Here is a 17,412-nt window from a genome sequence, read left to right as displayed (position 1 = left end):
GCGCAGCGTGGCCGACACCCCCTTCGACTACATCATCATCGGCGCGGGCACCGCGGGCAGCCTGCTGGCCAACCGCCTGAGCGCCGATGCCGACAAGCGCGTGCTGCTGATCGAGGCCGGGCGCAAGGACGACTACCCCTGGATTCACATTCCGGTGGGCTATCTGTACTGCATCGGCAACCCGCGCACCGACTGGCTCTACCACACCGAAGCCGATCCCGGGCTCAACGGCCGCACCCTGCGCTACCCGCGCGGCAAAGTGCTGGGCGGGTGCAGCAGCATCAACGGCATGATCTATATGCGCGGCCAGGCCCGCGACTACGACGCCTGGGCCGCCCTGACCGGCGACGAGGCCTGGCGCTGGGAAGCCTGCCTGCCCGACTTCATCGCCCACGAAAACCACTGGCGCCGCGATGCCGGCGCCGACCGCGCGAACGACCCGTCCTTCGCCGCGCTGCACGGCCACGGCGGCGAATGGCGGGTGGAAAAGCAACGTCTGCGCTGGGACATCCTCGATGCCTTTGCGCAGGCGGCGCAACAGGCCGGCATTCCCGCCACCGACGACTTCAACCGCGGCAGCAACGAAGGCGTGAGCTATTTCGAGGTCAACCAGAAGGGCGGCTGGCGCTGGAACACGGCCAAGGCCTTTTTGCGCCCGACCTGCTATGGCCGCCCGAACTTCGAACTCTGGAATGGCGCCCACGTCACTCGCCTGCTGTTCGACACCGCGCCTGACGGCAGCCAACGCTGCACTGGCGTCGAGGTGTGGACGGGCCAGGAAAAAATCACGGCGCACGCCACCCGCGAGGTGCTGGTCAGCGCGGGCGCCATCGGTTCGCCGCAAATCCTGCAGCTCTCGGGCGTGGGGCCTGCGGCGCTGCTGCAGCAACACGGCATCACCCCGCTGATCGATCTGCCGGGCGTGGGCGCCAATCTGCAGGATCATCTGCAGATCCGCGCCGTGTTCAAGGTTAAGGGCACGCGCACGCTCAACACGCGGGCGGCGTCAAACTGGGGCAAGGCGATGATCGGCCTGGAATACGCCCTCAGGCGTACCGGACCGATGAGCATGGCGCCCAGCCAGCTCGGCGTGTTCACCCGCAGCAGCGCGCAATACGACCACCCCAACATTCAGTACCACGTGCAGCCGCTCAGCCTGGACGCTTTCGGCGAACCGCTGCACAGCTTCGACGCCTTCACCGCCAGCGTCTGCAATCTCAACCCCGGCAGCCGTGGAACGGTGCAGATCAAAAGCCCGCGCTTTACCGATGCACCAGCCATTGCGCCCCACTATCTCAGCACCGACGAGGATCGTCAGGTGGCGGCTGACAGTCTGCGCCTGACCCGCCGCATCGTGGCGCAACCGGCGCTGGCGCGCTACGCGCCGGAAGAGTTCAAGCCGGGTCCGCAGTTTCAGACCGATGCCGAACTCGCCCGCCTGGCTGGAGACATCGCCACCACCATTTTCCACCCGGCAGGAACGACGGCCATGGGCCGGGCCGACGACGCAGGTGCGGTGGTGGATACGCGGCTGCGCCTTCGCGATGGCCGCGGCGGCGTGGTGGCCGGGCTGCGCGTGGTCGACGCCGGGGTGATGCCCCGGATTCCCAGCGGCAACATCAACAGCCCGACGCTGATGATCGCCGAGAAAGCCGCACGCTGGATCCGCGCCGATGCGCAAACCCCGAGCTGATCACAGCGCTTCGGCGCTGTAGCGCACGCTCAGGGTGTGGGTTTCGCCGGGCTGCAAGGTAAGCGCGTTGTCTGCCGCGTTGGCCGACTCCACGCACAGCATGTTGCGCCAGCCCTGCGCGGTGAAGTCGCCCATGGCGGCGGCTTTCTGCTCCCACGGCGTCCAGACCACGGTGGACGCCGATCCCTGCTTGGCAATGCGAATGCGCCGCTGCAGCAGCGGATCGACGATGACGCACTCCGCTGATGTGTCCACATACACCCGGTCGGTTTCGGCGGCGAAGCGCACCGCGCCCTGTTGCTGCTTGCGGGCGAAGGCCTCGGTCTTGTCGAGGTAGCTGCAGCCATCGAGCCCCAGCAATTGCACCTCGGCAATATCGCCGACCTGGAAATAAGTGTGCAGCGCCTCGCTGAGCGGCAGCGGTTGCGCGGTGGCGTTGTGCGTGATCAGGTCCATCTCCAACACCTCCGACACGCGGATGCGCAGGGAAACCGGCGTGTCATGCGGCCATTGCGCGCGGGTGGCGTCTGAGGGCTGCAGTTGCAGCGTGAGGTGCGTCGCGCCTTGCGATGCCCCGCTGTCCACCACCGCCCAGGGCACGGTGCGGGCAAAGCCGTGCGCCGGAAAACTGCTCTCGCTGGCGTGCGGCCCGAACCAGGGCCAGCACACCGGCACGCCGCCACGAATGGACTTGCCCGGCAGATAGCGCGCCGCTTCAGACACCCACACCACCGGCTCCGGCTGCGACTTGGGGCGAAAGCTGGTGAGGTGAGCGCCCTGCAGACAGAGGCTGGCCACGCCTGCGGCATGGTCGATTTCAGCGAAAATCAGCCCGGTTGGATGGGCATGGAACCGAAGTTGACCGGGGATGGAAAAACGGCTGAGCGAGTCGAGGCTGTGCATGGCGGTGGAGCTTGCGAGTGGGAAGGGAAATGACATTTTCCACCGACCCGGGCGCGCGCCGTCAAATCGTCACGCGCGGCACCCGGGTGGAGGTCCAGGCGGCGAGCAGCGTCAGCCCGCCAGCGCAGAAAAACGCCAGATGGAAAGCGCGAATCACCGACTGAGCCGCGGCGGGGTCTGCCGTGTGCAAAGCGGCCTGCAAGTCGGCGCTCGACGTCAGGCCGAACACTAGCGAACCAAACACCGCGGTGCCCACCGCCGCCCCGGTGGAGCGCGCCAGAGACACCGTGGCCGCCGCGGCGCCCAAGCGGCTGCGACCCGCCACCGTCTGCACCACCAGTTGCGCCGTCGGCATCACCGTGCCGAATCCCAGCCCCGCCGCAACCNNCCCCGCCGCACCCCCCAGCGCACCGATGACCCACGGCGCCGCAGGCGCCACGCCCAGCAAGCCCAGCGCCATCGCCGCAACGCTCAACCCCCAGCGGGCCGGCACATCGGGACGGCCCGTGCGCGCCACCACGCGGCCTGTGGCGTTGGAGCCGAGCACCAGCCCGGCGGTGAGCGGCAACAGCAGCAGGCCCGCGTGCGCCGCGCCGGTGGCGTGCCCCACCTGCAGATAAACCGGCAGAAAGAACACCAGAGCGAACAAGCCCGCCGCAAACAGCACCATGGTGGCAGCCGTCCATCCGATGGCGGGCAGATGAAGCAACTCAAGGGGAAGAAACGGGTGGGGATGCCGCCGCTCGCGCCAGAACAGCACTATGCCCAGCACCAATGCCGTCCCCGCCATGAGCGCGCTGGGCAGCGAAGCCCAGGCGAAGCGGTGCCCCGCCAGGGTGAGCCACAACAGCAGGGTGGAAGCCGAGGCGGCGAACAACAACACGCCCAGGGCATCGTGCGACTGCCCCGGTTGCGCATAGCGCGCGCTAGCCGGCAGGCGCGACACCCGCCACACCGCCAGCGCAGCCAACGGCAGATTGCCGATGAACAGCCAGCGCCAGCTAAAGTGACTGACGACCAAGCCGCCCAAAACCGGCCCCGTCACGCTGGCCAGCACGAACACCACGCCGAAATACGCCTGAAAGCGCGGCCTTTGGCGCGGCGGCACCACTTCGCCGATGAGTGCCTGACTCATCACCATCAAACCGCCACCGCCCAGACCCTGCAGCAGCCGCGCGCCAATCAACCACCACATGCCCTGCGCTGCAGCACAGGCCAGCGAACCCAGCGCAAACAGGCCCAGCGCCGCCATGAGCGCATCGCGGCGGCCATAGCGATCTCCGAGACGTCCATACAGCGGCGCCATGATGGTGGAGGCCAGCAAATAGCCCACTGCGATCCAGGCGCTATCGGCAAAGTCGCCCAGATCACGCGCGATAGCCGGTGTGGCGGCCGCCAGCAAGGTCTGATCGACGGCGGCCAAAAAAATCGGCAGCATGACCGCAGCGAACAAGCGCACAAATGCGGCCCGGCTGACGACAGCATCATCCGACTCTGTGGCGGGAGAAGAAACAGCAGTTTGCGACATGCAGAGCATCCCTCAAAACAACGCGCGGCCCAGTCGGGCCGCAATGCAAGCTTAGCCCGTGAACGCTAATTGGCGCCGATCTTGCAGGCCGCACACGGTCTGCAGATCGTTCTGCAAACCCATGTTCTGGCACAAACCCTTCAGCGCCTTGTTCAGATATTGAATGGCCCTGGCATTGACCTTTCATGCTGCATTTCCAGAGGGTTTTATGGGCTGCGGAAAGTACCAAAACGCAAGCGTAGCCGCGCGGCTCTTTCCAGATGTGATGGAGGGTGTCTCGCTTACCCACATCACCCACCTTCGCCCGCTAAGATGTCGCCTTTTGCGCGAGACGTTCTCGCGCAATCCAACAAGTTGGGCCGTTAGCTCAGTTGGTTAGAGCAGAGGACTCATAATCCTTTGGTCGCTGGTTCGAGCCCAGCACGGCCTACCAATCTTCACTCGCACGCAGCCGATTACGCTCCACCCTCGCGATGCCAAGCTGGACGACCTACCTGCTGTTCATCAGCTTTGCGCTGGCCGCCTCGTTCACACCGGGGCCTGCGGTCATGCTGTCCATCCATAACGCTATGCACCACGGTTGGAGGCACGCCATTTTGTCTTCGCTGGGCAATATCACCGGGTTGCTGGTATTGGCGACGCTCAGCGCCTTGGGGCTCAACGCCATACTCCAGACCTCCGAACTGGCTTTCACCGTGGTGAAGTTCGCAGGCGCCGCCTATCTGATCTGGCTGGGCGTGCAGCAGTGGCGTCATGCGGCTCGGCGCCCCGATGGGGCGCAAGCGAAGACGGTTCAGACTGCTGACGTTGTGCACAAACCGCATAAGTTGTACGTCAAGGGTTTGATGGTGGCGTTGAGCAACCCGAAAGCGATCGTGTTCATCGCGGCCCTGTTTCCCCAGTTTCTCACCGCTTCGCGCCCGCTCGGCCCACAATATCTGGCGCTCACGCTGACGTTCATGGCGATTTCGCTGTTGGCGCTGAGCACCTATGCGGGGCTGGCCGTACTGGCGCGCAAACGGTTGAGCATCTGGTTCGCATCGGGTTGGCCGCAGCGGGTGTCGGGCTCGGTGTTCTGTGCGTTCGGTCTGAGTCTGCTGCGTCTGCAGAGAGTTTGAGCGCGCTTCAGCGCGGCAAACCGCGCACGATGAGCTCCGTCTGGGTGACAAATCGCCTGAAGCCGTCGAAGATTTCAGCCGTCAAAGGCCGCTGCGTCGTTTGTTGATCGGCATAAAACAGGCCGATGATTTTTTGATCCACGGTCAGCGTGGCCATCAAACAGTCGTGCACAGCCGTGGCCTGGAGCAAAAAATCGGGCGGCGGCTGCTCGGCCGAGAATCTGCGCACGCTTCCCGCCTGAAGCTGGGTTTCCAGCGTGGCCGACCAGGGCAGTTGGAGGCGCGCGCGCAAATCGGCCACACCGGAGCCAGCCCCCAGACGCGCGAGCAAACGGTCTCTGGTGGGCGTCATCAGACAAAGCACACAACGGTCGAGGCCGACAGCGCGATGCAGCCCTTCAAGACAGGCCTCGAACAGCATGGGCAATTCTTTGCGGCTGACGGCAACGGCGTTCATCTCGGTCAGCATGCGCAGTTGCAGGGCCATGTCGGCCGTCGGTTCGGCGGGCCGCATCTCGAGCGGCTCCGTCGGTTGGGCTGCGGACTCTTCGTCGGTTGATGCCGGAGTTGCCGGAATCCACCTCGTAGCGGCTCCTGCGCCGAGAACTACCGCCAGCTGACTGGCTTGTTCGGCATTGCTTTGCAGTCGTTTCAGCGTCTGGGCCTCGGATTGCCGGAACAGGGCCGCGACATGCAGGACGGCTTGACGCGCCTCGGGGTTCGCCCAGCCCAGCTGCGCGGCTCGACCCAGTTGCACGGCAACGGCGACTTCCGCACTGTCTCTGATCACCGCATCGAGATTCCAGGCGCGCAGCAGATCATGGCTGAACTGCAGCAGCGACATGCCCAATATCGATTGCTCAGCCAGCTCCGGACTCACTCCGGATTTAAGCAATTCATCCACGCGTTCCGCGAATTCGCCGCCATAGCACCAAAACGCCAGCTCTCCGATGCGCCCCATCAGCGCCTCAAGAAACAGCCGCTCGGCCTCGTCGCGCCGTAACCCCTTGCGCAAACCGAGGTCTTTGGCCTGCACCGCCGCATGCAAGGCCGTGCCCAAAGCGGCCAGAAGGCGAGCGCGAAACGGGCCGTTCTCCGGCATGCTCTCGACTGCGAGGGCCGAAATACAGAGCGAGCGAATGGCGTTGTGGCCCATGACGACCACGGCTCGACTGACGGTGAGCACCTTGTTTTGACCGGCGTAGCCCATGCCCGCAGAATTCGCGACGCGCAACAGGCTGGAGGTCAAGGCTGGGTCGCGCAGAATGATTTCTGCGATCTGCTGACCCGAAAGGCTGTCGTTCTCAGTGGCGGCGAAAACCTCCTGCATGGTCTGGCCGAAGGCCGGCAGGTTTTGCTGGGCAATGGCCTGGCCAAACCCTCGAAACGTAATGGAAGACGCGGTGAAATCAGATTGAGACAGGGGCATGAAATCGAGGGGTCAATGCAAATGGAAGGGTGCTGTCGAGCAGGCTCGCCACATACTGGAACTTGTTTGATTGTTTACCGTCTAGGCTTTTTCGCCTGCCGAATAGTTCACAATTTAACGGCTTTGCTTGGCGAGGGGCCAAAGCCGGTGCCGCAATTCCAGATTTTTTGTGTTTTCAAGGCGGGCGCACCAGCCGACCTGACCCTCATCAAGCCCAGCCAGGCGGCGCCCAGCTTTCCATCATCCGCAGCCGGGCGGCGCGCAGGCGCTCGGACATGAGTCCGGCGAAAATTTTCATCAGGGCATAACCGAGGGCGGGGTCGCTCTCGCATTCCTGCAGAATAGCCTTGCCATCGAAGCGCAGCAGCGTGACCGGCGTGAGCGCCTTGGCTTCAAACGCCCAGCGATAAGGGGGGATGAGCCAGGACCAGCCGATCACATCCCATTCGCCTAGCGCCTGTACCTCGACGCCCGGGCCGTTGATGGCCGGCACCTGAATCTGCACCTTGCCCTCGCGCACGATGTAGAAGGCGTCGGCCTCTTTGTCTTGCAGAAAGATCACACCCTCTGCCGCGATGTGCTCTTCGGTGGCATGGGAGAGCAGTCGTTCCAGTTGTTCGGGCTGCAGGGCCGACAAAATGGTGCGGGTCTGTAGATCGCGCAGGGTAGAGGCGGATGGCATCGCAGGACTCCTAAGGTTGCGTCAACTTGACCATTGCATGCCTTCCTCAAGAAGGCGTGTTGACTCACCTCAAGGTATCGAAATAAGCGTTATCCCTGATACGTTGGTTGCACCGGCGATCAATAATTGCAACCCCATCACGATGAGGGAACCAAAAATGGGCGCAACCACCACCGGTATCAAAATGGACGAAGCCATGCGCCAACGGGTGCGGCTCGCCGCAGATCGGCTGGGGCGTACACCGCACTGGCTGATCAAGCAGGCCACGCTGAACATGGTGGAACGCATCGAGCGTGGCGAGTTTTCTCTTGACACGTTGAGTTCGACCGAAAAGCCGTCGCAACCCGGCACCCCGCACGACGAGCCGGAAGGTGCAACCTTTTTCACCCCCTTTTCCACCCCCTTTCCCACTCCCTTTCTCGACTGGGCGCAGAACGTGCTGCCGCAGACCGATCTGCGCGCAGCCATCACCGCAGCCTGGCATCGGCCAGAGCCGGAATGTCTGCCCATGCTGATCGAACTGGCGCAGATTCCAGACGCCACCCAGCGCACGGCCGTCCGGCAAGTGGCCGAGCGGCTGGTCGAAGGCGTGCGGGCGAGGCGCGAAATGGGCGGCGTGGAGGCCTTGGTGCAGGAGTTTTCGCTCTCCAGCCAGGAAGGCGTGGCGCTGATGTGTCTGGCCGAGGCGCTGCTGCGCATCCCCGACAACGCCACCCGCGATGCCTTGATACGCGACAAGATCAGTCGGGGCGACTGGCAGGCGCATCTCGGTCACTCGCCGTCGGTATTCGTCAACGCGGCCGTTTGGGGGCTGATGTTGACCGGCAGACTGACGGCAACCGCCAGTGAAAGAGGGCTGGCCAGCGCACTGTCGCGGCTCATCGGCAAGGGGGGCGAACCGCTGATCCGCCAAGGCGTGCAGCGCGCCATGCGGTTGATGGGCGAGCAGTTCGTCACCGGGCAGACCATCGCGGAAGCGCTGGCCAACAGCCGTCCGCAGGAGAAAAAGGGCTTTCGCTACTCCTACGACATGCTGGGCGAGGCGGCGATCACCGAGGCCGACGCGCAGCGTTACTTCACCGCTTATGAACAGGCGCTGCATGCCATCGGCAAGGCCTCGCACGGCCGCGGCATCTTCGAGGGGCCAGGGCTTTCGGTCAAGCTCTCCGCGCTGCATCCCCGCTACACCCGGGCTCAGTACGCGCGGGTGATGGATGAACTGCTGCCCCGCCTGACCGCCCTGGTCGAATTGGCGCGGCGCTACGACGTGGGCATCAATATCGACGCTGAAGAAGCCGACCGGCTGGAGCTCTCGCTCGACCTGCTCGAAGCCCTGTGCTTCAACCCGGCTCTCAAGGGCTGGAACGGTATCGGCTTCGTGGTGCAGGCTTACCAGAAGCGCTGTCCGTTCGTCATCGACTATCTCGTCGATCTCGCCCGGCGCAGTGGGCACCGGCTGATGGTGCGGCTGGTGAAGGGCGCGTATTGGGATAGCGAGATCAAGCGAGCGCAGATCGACGGGCTCGACGGCTATCCGGTCTACACCCGCAAGGTGCATACCGATGTGTCTTACCTGGCCTGCGCGCGCAAACTGCTGGCCGCGCCAGACGCGGTCTATCCGCAATTCGCCACGCATAACGCGCAGACGCTGGCGTCCATCATGCAGATGGCCGGGGAGAATTACTACGCGGGGCAATACGAGTTTCAGTGTCTGCACGGCATGGGCGAGCCGCTGTACGACCAGGTCGTCGGCCCGGTCAGCGCGGGCAAGCTGGCCCGCCCCTGCCGCATCTACGCCCCGGTGGGAACGCACGACACCCTGCTGGCCTATCTGGTGCGACGCCTGCTTGAAAACGGCGCCAACACCTCGTTCGTCAACCGCATCGGCGACGACGCCGTTCCCGTGTCCGAACTGGTGACCGACCCCGTGGACGAGGCCCGCGCGATTGCCGTCGAGACCGGCGTGCTCGGCGCGCCGCATCCGCGTATTCCCCTGCCGCGGCAACTGTTTTCCGGGCTGGGCGCGCAAGCGCGTCTGAATTCTGCCGGGCTGAATCTGGCGAACGAGCAACAGCTGGCCTCGCTCAGCGCCGCGCTGCTGCGCAGTGCGCAGCACAAGGCCTACGCGTCGCCTACCGTCGCAAATCAACCCCCGCCTGCCGATAACGCGCAGGCCGCAGCCGAAGGTTGGGTGCCCGTGCTCAACCCCGCCGATCCGCGCGATCAGGTGGGCTGGGTACGCCAAACGACCCGAACCGAAGTGGACGAAGCCGTGCGCCACGCCCAGAGCGCCGCACCGATCTGGCAAGTCACCCCGCCCGGCGAGCGCGCCGCCTGCTTGCAGCGCGCGGCTGACGCGCTCGAACAGCAGATGCAGAACTTGCTCGGGCTGATCGTGCGCGAAGCCGGAAAAACCCTGCCCAACGCCATCGGCGAGGTGCGCGAAGCGGTGGACTTCCTGCGCTACTACGCCGCGCAGACGGCGGCGCAGTTTGACAACGCGACCCATCGTCCGCTGGGCGTGGTGCTGTGCATCAGTCCCTGGAATTTTCCGCTGTCCATCTTCTGCGGTCAGGTGGCTGCCGCGCTGGCGGCAGGCAATGCGGTGCTGGCCAAGCCCGCCGAACAGACCGCCCTCATCGCCGCAGCCTTAGTGCACGCGCTGCACGCGGCCGGCGTGCCGACCGATGCGGTGCAACTCGTTCCCGGAGACGGCGGCACGGTGGGCGCGGCGCTGGTGGCGCATCCGGCGGTGGCCGGGGTGATGTTCACCGGCTCCACCGAAGTGGCGCAACTGATTTCGCGCACCGTGTCGAAGCGCCTCAGCCCGCAGGGCCGCAGCATTGTGCTGATCGCCGAGACCGGCGGGCAGAACGCGCTCATTGCCGACTCGTCCGCACTGGCCGAGCAGTTGGTCGCCGACGTGCTGACCTCGGCCTTCGATTCGGCCGGTCAGCGCTGCTCGGCCCTGCGCCTGCTGTGCATTCAGGAAGATGTGGCCGACCGGGTGATCGGCATGATCCGAGACGCGATGGACGACTGGAGCCTGGGCAACCCCGACCGCATGCACACCGACCTCGGCCCCGTCATCGATGCAGAGGCCCGCGACAACCTCGAAGCCCATATCGCCCGCATGCAGGCCGCTGGCCTTTGCGTCACCCGGCTGGGGCGCGATGAAAGCGGCGGGCTGGGCACCTTTGTTCGCCCCACGCTGATCGAGATCGACACCATCGACCGCCTGCAACGCGAGGTGTTCGGCCCGGTGCTGCATGTGCTGCGCTACCGGCGCGAGCAACTCGGCGCGGTGCTCGACGCCATCAACGCCACCGGCTACGGCCTGACCTTCGGCGTGCACAGTCGCATCGACGAAACCATTGCCTATCTGAGCGAGCGCATTCACGCCGGCAATGTGTACGTCAACCGCAATCTCATCGGCGCCGTGGTCGGCGTGCAACCCTTCGGCGGCATGAGCCGTTCGGGCACCGGCCCCAAGGCCGGCGGCCCGCTCTATCTGCACCGGCTAGTGCAGCCTCTGCCGCAGGCCAACAGCGCGCTGCCCGTCAACCTCGCGGCCGCAGCCGCCGAGTGCAGCAAGATCACCCCAGAACCTGCAAGCCTCGCCGCGCTGCGCGATCTGCTGGCCGCCCTGCAGAATCACACCATGAATCTGGATGACGAGGACACGACGCGCGAGCGGGCTGCGTGCGAACACTATCTCGCCCACAGCCCGATCAGCTCGGTTTACACCCTGCCTGGGCCGACGGGAGAATCCAACCGCTACCGGCTTCTGCCCCGCAGTGGCGGCGTGTGGTGCATACCGCAAACGGTGCTGGGCCTGGTGCATCACATCGCCGCCACGCTCGCCACGGGCAACCTCGCCCTCATCGAAGCGCCTAGCTCCGACAGCCCGCTCACCCCCTTTTTGGACGCGCTGCCACCCGCGGTGAAGGCATATGTGCGCTCCTGCCCTCCAACCCAGCGCGACACCCTGCCCGAACTGAGCGTGGTCTTGTTTGAGGGCGACGCCGACGCCCTGGCCCGCTTGCAAGACCAGCTGGCGCAGCGCGACGGCCTGATTCTGCGCATCGAAAGCCTGCGCCCAGCCCAGCTTGCAGACGGTGCGATGATGGATCTCACCGCCCTGGTGCATGAACAAAGCCTGAGCGTCAACACCGCTGCGGCGGGCGGCAACGCACAACTCATGACCCTGGGCTGACTCGTCTCACATGCCGCCAAAAGCCACCCTGCCAACCGACCCGCAATCCACCGCCGCGCTCGGCCAGCCCGTCCCCGGATTTATCGCCCCTCCTCCACCTGCGAGAACCGCGTTGATCGGCGCGACCTGCACGTTGGAACCCGCCGACCCGCAGCGCCACGCCGCCGACCTCTACGCCGCGCAAACCCTGGATGCCCGCGGCGACGGCTGGAACTATCTGCCCTACGGTCCGTTCGCCTCGGCATTCGACTACCAAGCCTGGATGCAGGCCACTTGCCTGGGCCAGGATCCGCTGTTCTTTGCCATCGTCGATTCAGGCACTGGCCGCGCCACCGGGCTAGCCAGCTATTTGCGCATCACCCCGGCGGCTGGCAGCATCGAGATCGGCCACCTCTACTTCTCGCCCTTGCTGCAACGTCAGCGCGCGGCGACCGAAGCCCTGTACCTGCTGATGGACCAGGCTTTTGCACTGGGCTATCGCCGACTGGAATGGAAATGCGATGCGCTCAACGCCGCCTCGCGTGAGGCGGCACGGCGGCTCGGATTCAGCTTCGAGGGGGTATTCCGCCAGGCCGCCGTGGTCAAAGGCCGCAACCGCGACACCGCCTGGTTCAGCATCATCGACGGGGAATGGCCCGCACTGCGCGCCGCTTTCACGCGCTGGCTGGCCGCGGAAAACTTCGATGAAAAAGGGCGACAGCGCGAGCGCCTCTCGGCACTCACCGCCGCCGCCCTGAGGGGCACAGCCGACGATCAGGCGGAATAAACCGGGAATGCGTCGGTCAGCTTCTTCACCTCGGCGCGCACCCGCTCCAGCGTGGCCGCGTCGTGCGGGTTGTCGAGCACGTCGGCAATGAGGTTGGCGGTCTTCTCGGCCTCGGCCTCCTTGAAGCCGCGCGTGGTCATGGCTGGCGAGCCCACGCGGATGCCCGAGGTGACAAAGGGCTTTTCGGGATCGTTGGGGATGGCGTTTTTGTTGACCGTGAGATGCGCCTCGCCCAGCACCTTCTCGGCTTCCTTGCCGGTAATGCTCTTGGAACGCAGATCCACCAGCATGACGTGCGATTCGGTGCGTCCACTGACGATGCGCAGGCCGCGCCGCGTCAGCGTTTCGGCCAGTACGCGGGCATTGGTCAACACCTGCTGCTGATAGACCTTGAAGTCAGGTGCGAGCGCCTCCTTGAACGCCACCGCCTTGCCCGCGATCACATGCATCAGCGGGCCGCCCTGAATGCCGGGGAAGATCGCGCTGTTGATGGCCTTGGCATGCTGCTCTTTCATCAGAATCACGCCGCCGCGCGGTCCGCGCAGGCTCTTGTGCGTGGTGGTGGTCACCACGTCGGCGTGGGGCACGGGGTTGGGATAGACGCCAGCGGCGATCAGCCCGGCGTAATGCGCCATGTCCACCATGAAGTAGGCGCCCACGGCCTTGGCCACCTTGGCGAAACGCTCGAAATCGATGCGCAGGCTGTAGGCGCTAGCCCCGGCGATGATCAGCTTGGGTTTGTGCTCGTGCGCCAGACGCTCCATGGCGTCGTAATCGATCTCTTCCTGCGCGTTCAGGCCGTAGCTCACGACCTTGAACCACTTGCCGCTCATGTTCAGCGGCATGCCGTGGGTCAGGTGCCCGCCTTCGGCCAGGCTCATGCCCATGATCGTGTCGCCAGGTTGCAGCAGGGCGAAGAACACGCCCTGATTAGCCTGCGAGCCTGAGTTGGGCTGCACATTGGCCGCCTCGGCCCCGAAGAGCTGCTTGACGCGGTCGATCGCCAGTTGCTCGGCAATATCGACGAACTCGCAACCGCCGTAATAACGCTTGCCGGGATAGCCCTCGGCGTACTTGTTGGTGAGTTGCGAGCCCTGCGCCTGCATGACGGCGGGCGAAGTGTAGTTTTCCGAGGCGATCAGCTCGATGTGGTCTTGCTGGCGCTGGTTCTCGGACTGGATGGCGGCCCAGAGCTCGGGGTCGGTCTGGGCGATGGTGATGCTGCGGTCGAACATGGCGAATTTCCGTCTGAACGGCCCGCGCCAGCTTCCTTCAAGATGTGGAAGTGCGCAAGCCTGGGCTGATGAAGATCATTGACAGCGATGGCGCTGGCCCAGGCGAACGGCTTAAAGTCCAGCACTCCCCGGTGGTTCGTCCCACCTCGAAACCGCGGATGCTGCCAGTTTCTATCGCCAGTCGTGCAGATGAAGATGTTAACGCGTCGCGTGGCGTCAGGTGATTGAGGCGTGTTTTTGCTCAGGCTCTGCGGCCACCGTCGATTTGGCCGTGGCAGGCGCCGCATGCGGCGCGACGATGTGGCCCGCCGTGCTGGCCGTCATCGGCGTTGCGACCGGCTTGGGCGCTACGCCAGCCACACGTTCGAGCTGCGCCTGTTCGGCCAGCACTTTGTCGGCATAACCGCCCTCGCTCGCGTCATTCGTGGCGCCGACGTAGTAGCGCAAGCCCGCGCGCACCGAACCGCCGCGCTGGATGGCATCCTTGAGCACCAGCGCGCCCACGCGCATATTGGCCAGCGGGTCGATACTGGCTTGCGGCCCGCCAAAGGGAGCGAACTTGTCGCGGTGCACATTGGCCATCACTTGCATGAGGCCGGTGGCGCCCACGCCGCTGGCTGCATAAGGATTGAACGAAGACTCGACCGCCATCACCGCCAGAATGAGCAGAGGATCGAGTTTTTGCTGGCGACCGACCGTCCAAGCGGCGCTGACGAGCTGCGCCATGGCATTGGGCGCAATGCTGTAGCGCCGCGCCAGCCAGTTGGAGACCGTGCGCTGTTGCGGCGTGAGCACCGGCAAGCCATTGCCCGGCGCGGGCTCAGCCTGCACCATGGGCAGCAGGGCATCGGCCGGCTTTTGCGCCAGCGCCTGAAGTTCGTCAGCCGCTGTCTTGCGCGCCATGACCCACTGCGTGAGGCCGCGGTCCAGGGTCGTCATCGCTTGAGGCTGGAAGTACAGATACGCACCTCCGGCCACCACAAACAAGCCCACCATCATCAAAGTTTGGTGGGTCAATTCCCAAAATCCACCTGCCAGCCGACGTGCGCGCGGCAGGGAAGATTGCATGGCGTTCAACATGGAACACTCCTGTGTCTGAATGGAATTGCCGCGGTGTCGCAAGACAGCCAGCGCCAGTTCCCAAGGGCACAGATCCGACAGCACAGGCTCACCAAGGGAGCCCGGCAGCCTAAGATGCGGCCTTCGAGAAAGGCCTGCATCGATTGCAGCGTTCGATCTTTGTGTCGTTCGCGGCAAGGCGTGCTTCGGGGCGAGTGTGTTGCCCGCCTGAATTCAGGCACTTAGGGCAAACACGGATCGAATTTTAGGAACCTCGTTATTCCCAGTCAACGCACAAGGTCTTATCTTTCACTTCTATTGGTTATATGAAATATCGGGATCTGCGCGACTTCCTCTCCCAACTGGAGACTCTTTCCCTGCTGCGGCGCACGGCCGAGCCCGTATCGCCGCATCTCGACATGACGGTGGTCTGCGACGCCCTGCTTCGCGGGGGTGGGCCAGCGGTGTTGTTTGAAAGGCCGACGGGCTACGCCATGCCGGTTCTGGGCAATCTGTTCGGCACGCCGCAGCGCGTGGCGCTGGGGATGGGGGCGCAAGAGGTGAGCGAGCTGCGCCGCATCGGCGAAGTGCTCGCCCGCCTGAAGGAGCCTGAACCGCCGAAAGGCTTGAAAGATGCGGGCGAGTTGATGCATCTGGTCAAAGCGGTGTGGGACATGCGCCCGAGTACCGTTTCGCGCCCCGCCTGCCAGCAGGTCGTGCTGGAGGGCGGCGACGTCGACCTGAACCGCCTGCCGATGCAGACCTGCTGGCCGGGCGACGTGGCGCCGCTGCTCACTTGGGGACTGGTGATCACGCGAGGCCCGCAAAACGTGCCGCAACCCCGCAAGCGGCAAAATCTGGGCATCTACCGCCAGCAGCGCATCGGCCGCCGCCAGCTCATCATGCGCTGGCTCGCCCACCGGGGCGGCGCCCTCGATTTCAGGGAATTCGCCCTGGCTAATCCTGGGCAACCCTTCCCTGTGGCCGTTGCGCTGGGCGCCGATCCGGCCACCACGCTGGGCGCGGTCACGCCCGTACCCGACACCTTGAGCGAATACCAGTTCGCAGGCCTGCTGCGCGGGGCGCGCACCGAAGTGGCTCGCTGCGTGGGGCTCGATCTACAGGTTCCCGCCTCGGCGGAAATCGTGCTCGAAGGCCATCTGCCGCCCGCTCCAGCCGGGTGGAAGGGTGAGAGCGAAACCGGCGTGCCGCTGATGGAGAAAAACGGCTATCTCCACGCGCTCGAAGGCCCGTTCGGCGATCACACCGGCTATTACAACGAACAAGACTGGTTTCCGGTGTTCGAGGTCGAGCGCATCACCCATCGCGAGCAGCCGATCTACCACTCCACCTACACCGGCAAGCCGCCGGACGAGCCCGCCGTGCTGGGCGTGGCGCTCAACGAGGTGTTCGTGCCCATCCTGCAGAAACAATACCCTGAGATCGTGGACTTCTATCTGCCGCCCGAGGGCTGCAGCTACCGGCTCGCCGTGGTGTCCATCCGCAAGGCCTACGCCGGTCACGCCAAGCGGGTGATGTTCGGCATCTGGGGCTTTCTGCGGCAGTTTCTCTACACCAAATTCATCATCGTCACCGACGACGATGTGAACATCCGCGACTGGAACGACGTGATCTGGGCCATCACCACCCGCATGGACCCGGTGCGCGACACGCTGCTGGTGGACAACACGCCGATCGACTATCTGGACTTCGCCTCGCCGCAGTCGGGCCTGGGCGGAAAAATGGGGCTGGACGCCACCCACAAGTGGCCGGGCGAGACTCAGCGCGAATGGGGCCGCGCCATCTTGCAGGATGCCCAGGCGCAGGCTCGCATGCAAGGCTTGATCGACGCCCTGCTGGCGTGCCCGATTGCGACATAAAACGCAATGAATTCAAGGCATTGCGCAGAGGCTGTTCGGGCGATTCAGCCATACCCCTTGCCCGCAGTCATGTTTCATCTTGACGCAGACAACGCAGGAGGCGTACCTTTGGTTCGTCGTTGCAGTGCAGCTGCTACGGCGAACAGATCGGGTGGAACCCGGACTGTTGTTAGACCCCCATCATGCATCCCTGCATGAGCTTGACAGGCGGCAGCAAACCCGACTGTCGGAACCCCGGGCCGCATACCTCCAGGTTTGCGGCCCGTCTCAATTTCAGGGGTCTGCGGGCTTCTCAGTGCATGCCGCCTTGCATGGCCTTGCCCGGCATGGGCGCATCGCCCGCAATCTTGTCGCGCGGCTCGACCTTGAGTTGCAGCTCCATCTGCCCGCCATGGGCGAATTTCACCGTCACCGGCACCCTCTCGCCTTCTTTCAGCGGGGCTTTCAAGTCCATGAACATCAGGTGATAGCCGCTACCCGGCTGCATGCGCAGGGTCTTGCCTGCGGGCACCGGAATGTCGCCGACCTCGCGCATACGCATGATGTTGTTTTCCATGCTCATGGTGTGCAGCTCGACATGGCCGCAGACGGGTGAGGCGGCGGACACGATCTTGTCGTCTTGCTTACCGTGGTTGACGAGAGTCAGAAATCCGCCGCCATTGCGCGCACCGGGAATCGACGGCAGCGCCTGCGCCCGTGTCACTTCGATATCCCCTGCGCGTTGCGCCAGTGCGGCCGGGGCGGCGGCCCACATCAGCAGGGCAGAAGTCATCACCAGTGTCTGGCGACGGCTCAAATTGAGACGCTTCATCAAGTCACTCCTCATATTTACGACCGCACAACGTCTCCGCGGATAGTCAGCGAAAATCGCCATAGAAAAGGCGTGCATTTTGTCAGCCTCCG

General features: G+C 64.7%; 12 protein-coding genes, 1 tRNA gene and 1 riboswitch. Of the genes, 6 read left to right on the top strand and 7 right to left on the bottom strand.

Features of this window, described 5'->3' with window-relative positions; all coding sequences use genetic code 11:
• Positions 1 to 7 precede the first annotated feature (7 nt).
• Positions 8 to 1,693: a GMC family oxidoreductase gene (locus B3H47_RS11535; protein ID WP_276708150.1), complete on the top strand. Its 1,686-nt coding sequence runs from the start codon at positions 8 to 10 to the stop codon at positions 1,691 to 1,693.
• On the opposite strand, the gene B3H47_RS11530 is transcribed toward B3H47_RS11535, so the two are convergent.
• Positions 1,694 to 2,596: a D-hexose-6-phosphate mutarotase gene (locus tag B3H47_RS11530; protein WP_013105018.1), complete on the bottom strand. Its 903-nt coding sequence runs from the start codon at positions 2,594 to 2,596 to the stop codon at positions 1,694 to 1,696.
• A 61-nt stretch (positions 2,597 to 2,657) separates the two neighbouring features.
• Entirely contained in the window at positions 2,658 to 4,124 is a 1,467-nt protein-coding gene (locus B3H47_RS11525; protein ID WP_286987081.1) for an MFS transporter, read from the bottom strand.
• A gap of 356 nt (positions 4,125 to 4,480) precedes the next feature.
• Here B3H47_RS11525 and B3H47_RS11520 point away from each other — a divergent pair.
• Together B3H47_RS11520 and B3H47_RS11515 are read left to right on the top strand one after the other, a co-directional pair.
• Positions 4,481 to 4,557: transfer RNA gene (locus B3H47_RS11520), tRNA-Ile, on the top strand.
• 40 nt (positions 4,558 to 4,597) lie between these two features.
• Positions 4,598 to 5,242: a LysE family translocator gene (locus tag B3H47_RS11515; RefSeq protein ID WP_286987080.1), complete on the top strand. Its 645-nt coding sequence runs from the start codon at positions 4,598 to 4,600 to the stop codon at positions 5,240 to 5,242.
• A gap of 7 nt (positions 5,243 to 5,249) precedes the next feature.
• Here the strand turns inward: B3H47_RS11515 and B3H47_RS11510 are convergent, their stop codons facing one another.
• Complete coding sequence (locus tag B3H47_RS11510; protein WP_286729582.1) at positions 5,250 to 6,671, bottom strand: HDOD domain-containing protein; 1,422 nt, start codon at positions 6,669 to 6,671, stop codon at positions 5,250 to 5,252.
• A gap of 208 nt (positions 6,672 to 6,879) precedes the next feature.
• On the bottom strand, positions 6,880 to 7,353 hold the full coding sequence (locus tag B3H47_RS11505) for a cyclic nucleotide-binding domain-containing protein (protein WP_276708157.1): 474 nt from the start codon (positions 7,351 to 7,353) through the stop codon (positions 6,880 to 6,882).
• A gap of 157 nt (positions 7,354 to 7,510) precedes the next feature.
• On the opposite strand from B3H47_RS11505, the gene putA reads away from it, so the two are divergent.
• Together putA and B3H47_RS11495 are read left to right on the top strand one after the other, a co-directional pair.
• A complete protein-coding gene (putA, locus tag B3H47_RS11500) occupies positions 7,511 to 11,569 on the top strand; it encodes a trifunctional transcriptional regulator/proline dehydrogenase/L-glutamate gamma-semialdehyde dehydrogenase (protein WP_286987079.1) in 4,059 nt (1,352 codons plus the stop codon).
• A 10-nt stretch (positions 11,570 to 11,579) separates the two neighbouring features.
• Positions 11,580 to 12,335: a GNAT family N-acetyltransferase gene (locus B3H47_RS11495; RefSeq protein ID WP_276708160.1), complete on the top strand. Its 756-nt coding sequence runs from the start codon at positions 11,580 to 11,582 to the stop codon at positions 12,333 to 12,335.
• Here B3H47_RS11495 and glyA read toward each other — a convergent pair.
• Positions 12,323 to 13,570, bottom strand: a complete 1,248-nt coding sequence (gene glyA, locus B3H47_RS11490; RefSeq protein WP_276708162.1) for a serine hydroxymethyltransferase — start codon at positions 13,568 to 13,570, stop codon at positions 12,323 to 12,325. The genes B3H47_RS11495 and glyA overlap by 13 nt on opposite strands.
• An 89-nt stretch (positions 13,571 to 13,659) precedes the next feature.
• Positions 13,660 to 13,765, bottom strand: a riboswitch (ZMP/ZTP riboswitch).
• Positions 13,766 to 13,786: 21 nt separating this feature from the next.
• The gene (locus tag B3H47_RS11485) at positions 13,787 to 14,650 is read right to left on the bottom strand and encodes a lytic transglycosylase domain-containing protein (protein ID WP_276708163.1); all 864 of its coding nucleotides are present in this window, start codon (positions 14,648 to 14,650) and stop codon (positions 13,787 to 13,789) included.
• 305 nt (positions 14,651 to 14,955) lie between these two features.
• Between B3H47_RS11485 and ubiD the strand changes: the two genes are divergently transcribed.
• Entirely contained in the window at positions 14,956 to 16,509 is a 1,554-nt protein-coding gene (gene ubiD / locus B3H47_RS11480) for a 4-hydroxy-3-polyprenylbenzoate decarboxylase (protein ID WP_276708165.1), read from the top strand.
• Positions 16,510 to 16,801: 292 nt separating this feature from the next.
• Here the strand turns inward: ubiD and B3H47_RS11475 are convergent, their stop codons facing one another.
• Entirely contained in the window at positions 16,802 to 17,320 is a 519-nt protein-coding gene (locus tag B3H47_RS11475; RefSeq protein WP_276708169.1) for a copper chaperone PCu(A)C, read from the bottom strand.
• Positions 17,321 to 17,412: the final 92 nt, after the last annotated feature.

The sequence above is a fragment of the Thiomonas sp. UBA7699 genome, from assembly GCF_002482605.1.
Lineage (GTDB): Bacteria > Pseudomonadota > Gammaproteobacteria > Burkholderiales > Burkholderiaceae_C > Thiomonas > Thiomonas arsenitoxydans.
This window is presented reverse-complemented; position numbering and strand designations above follow the sequence as displayed.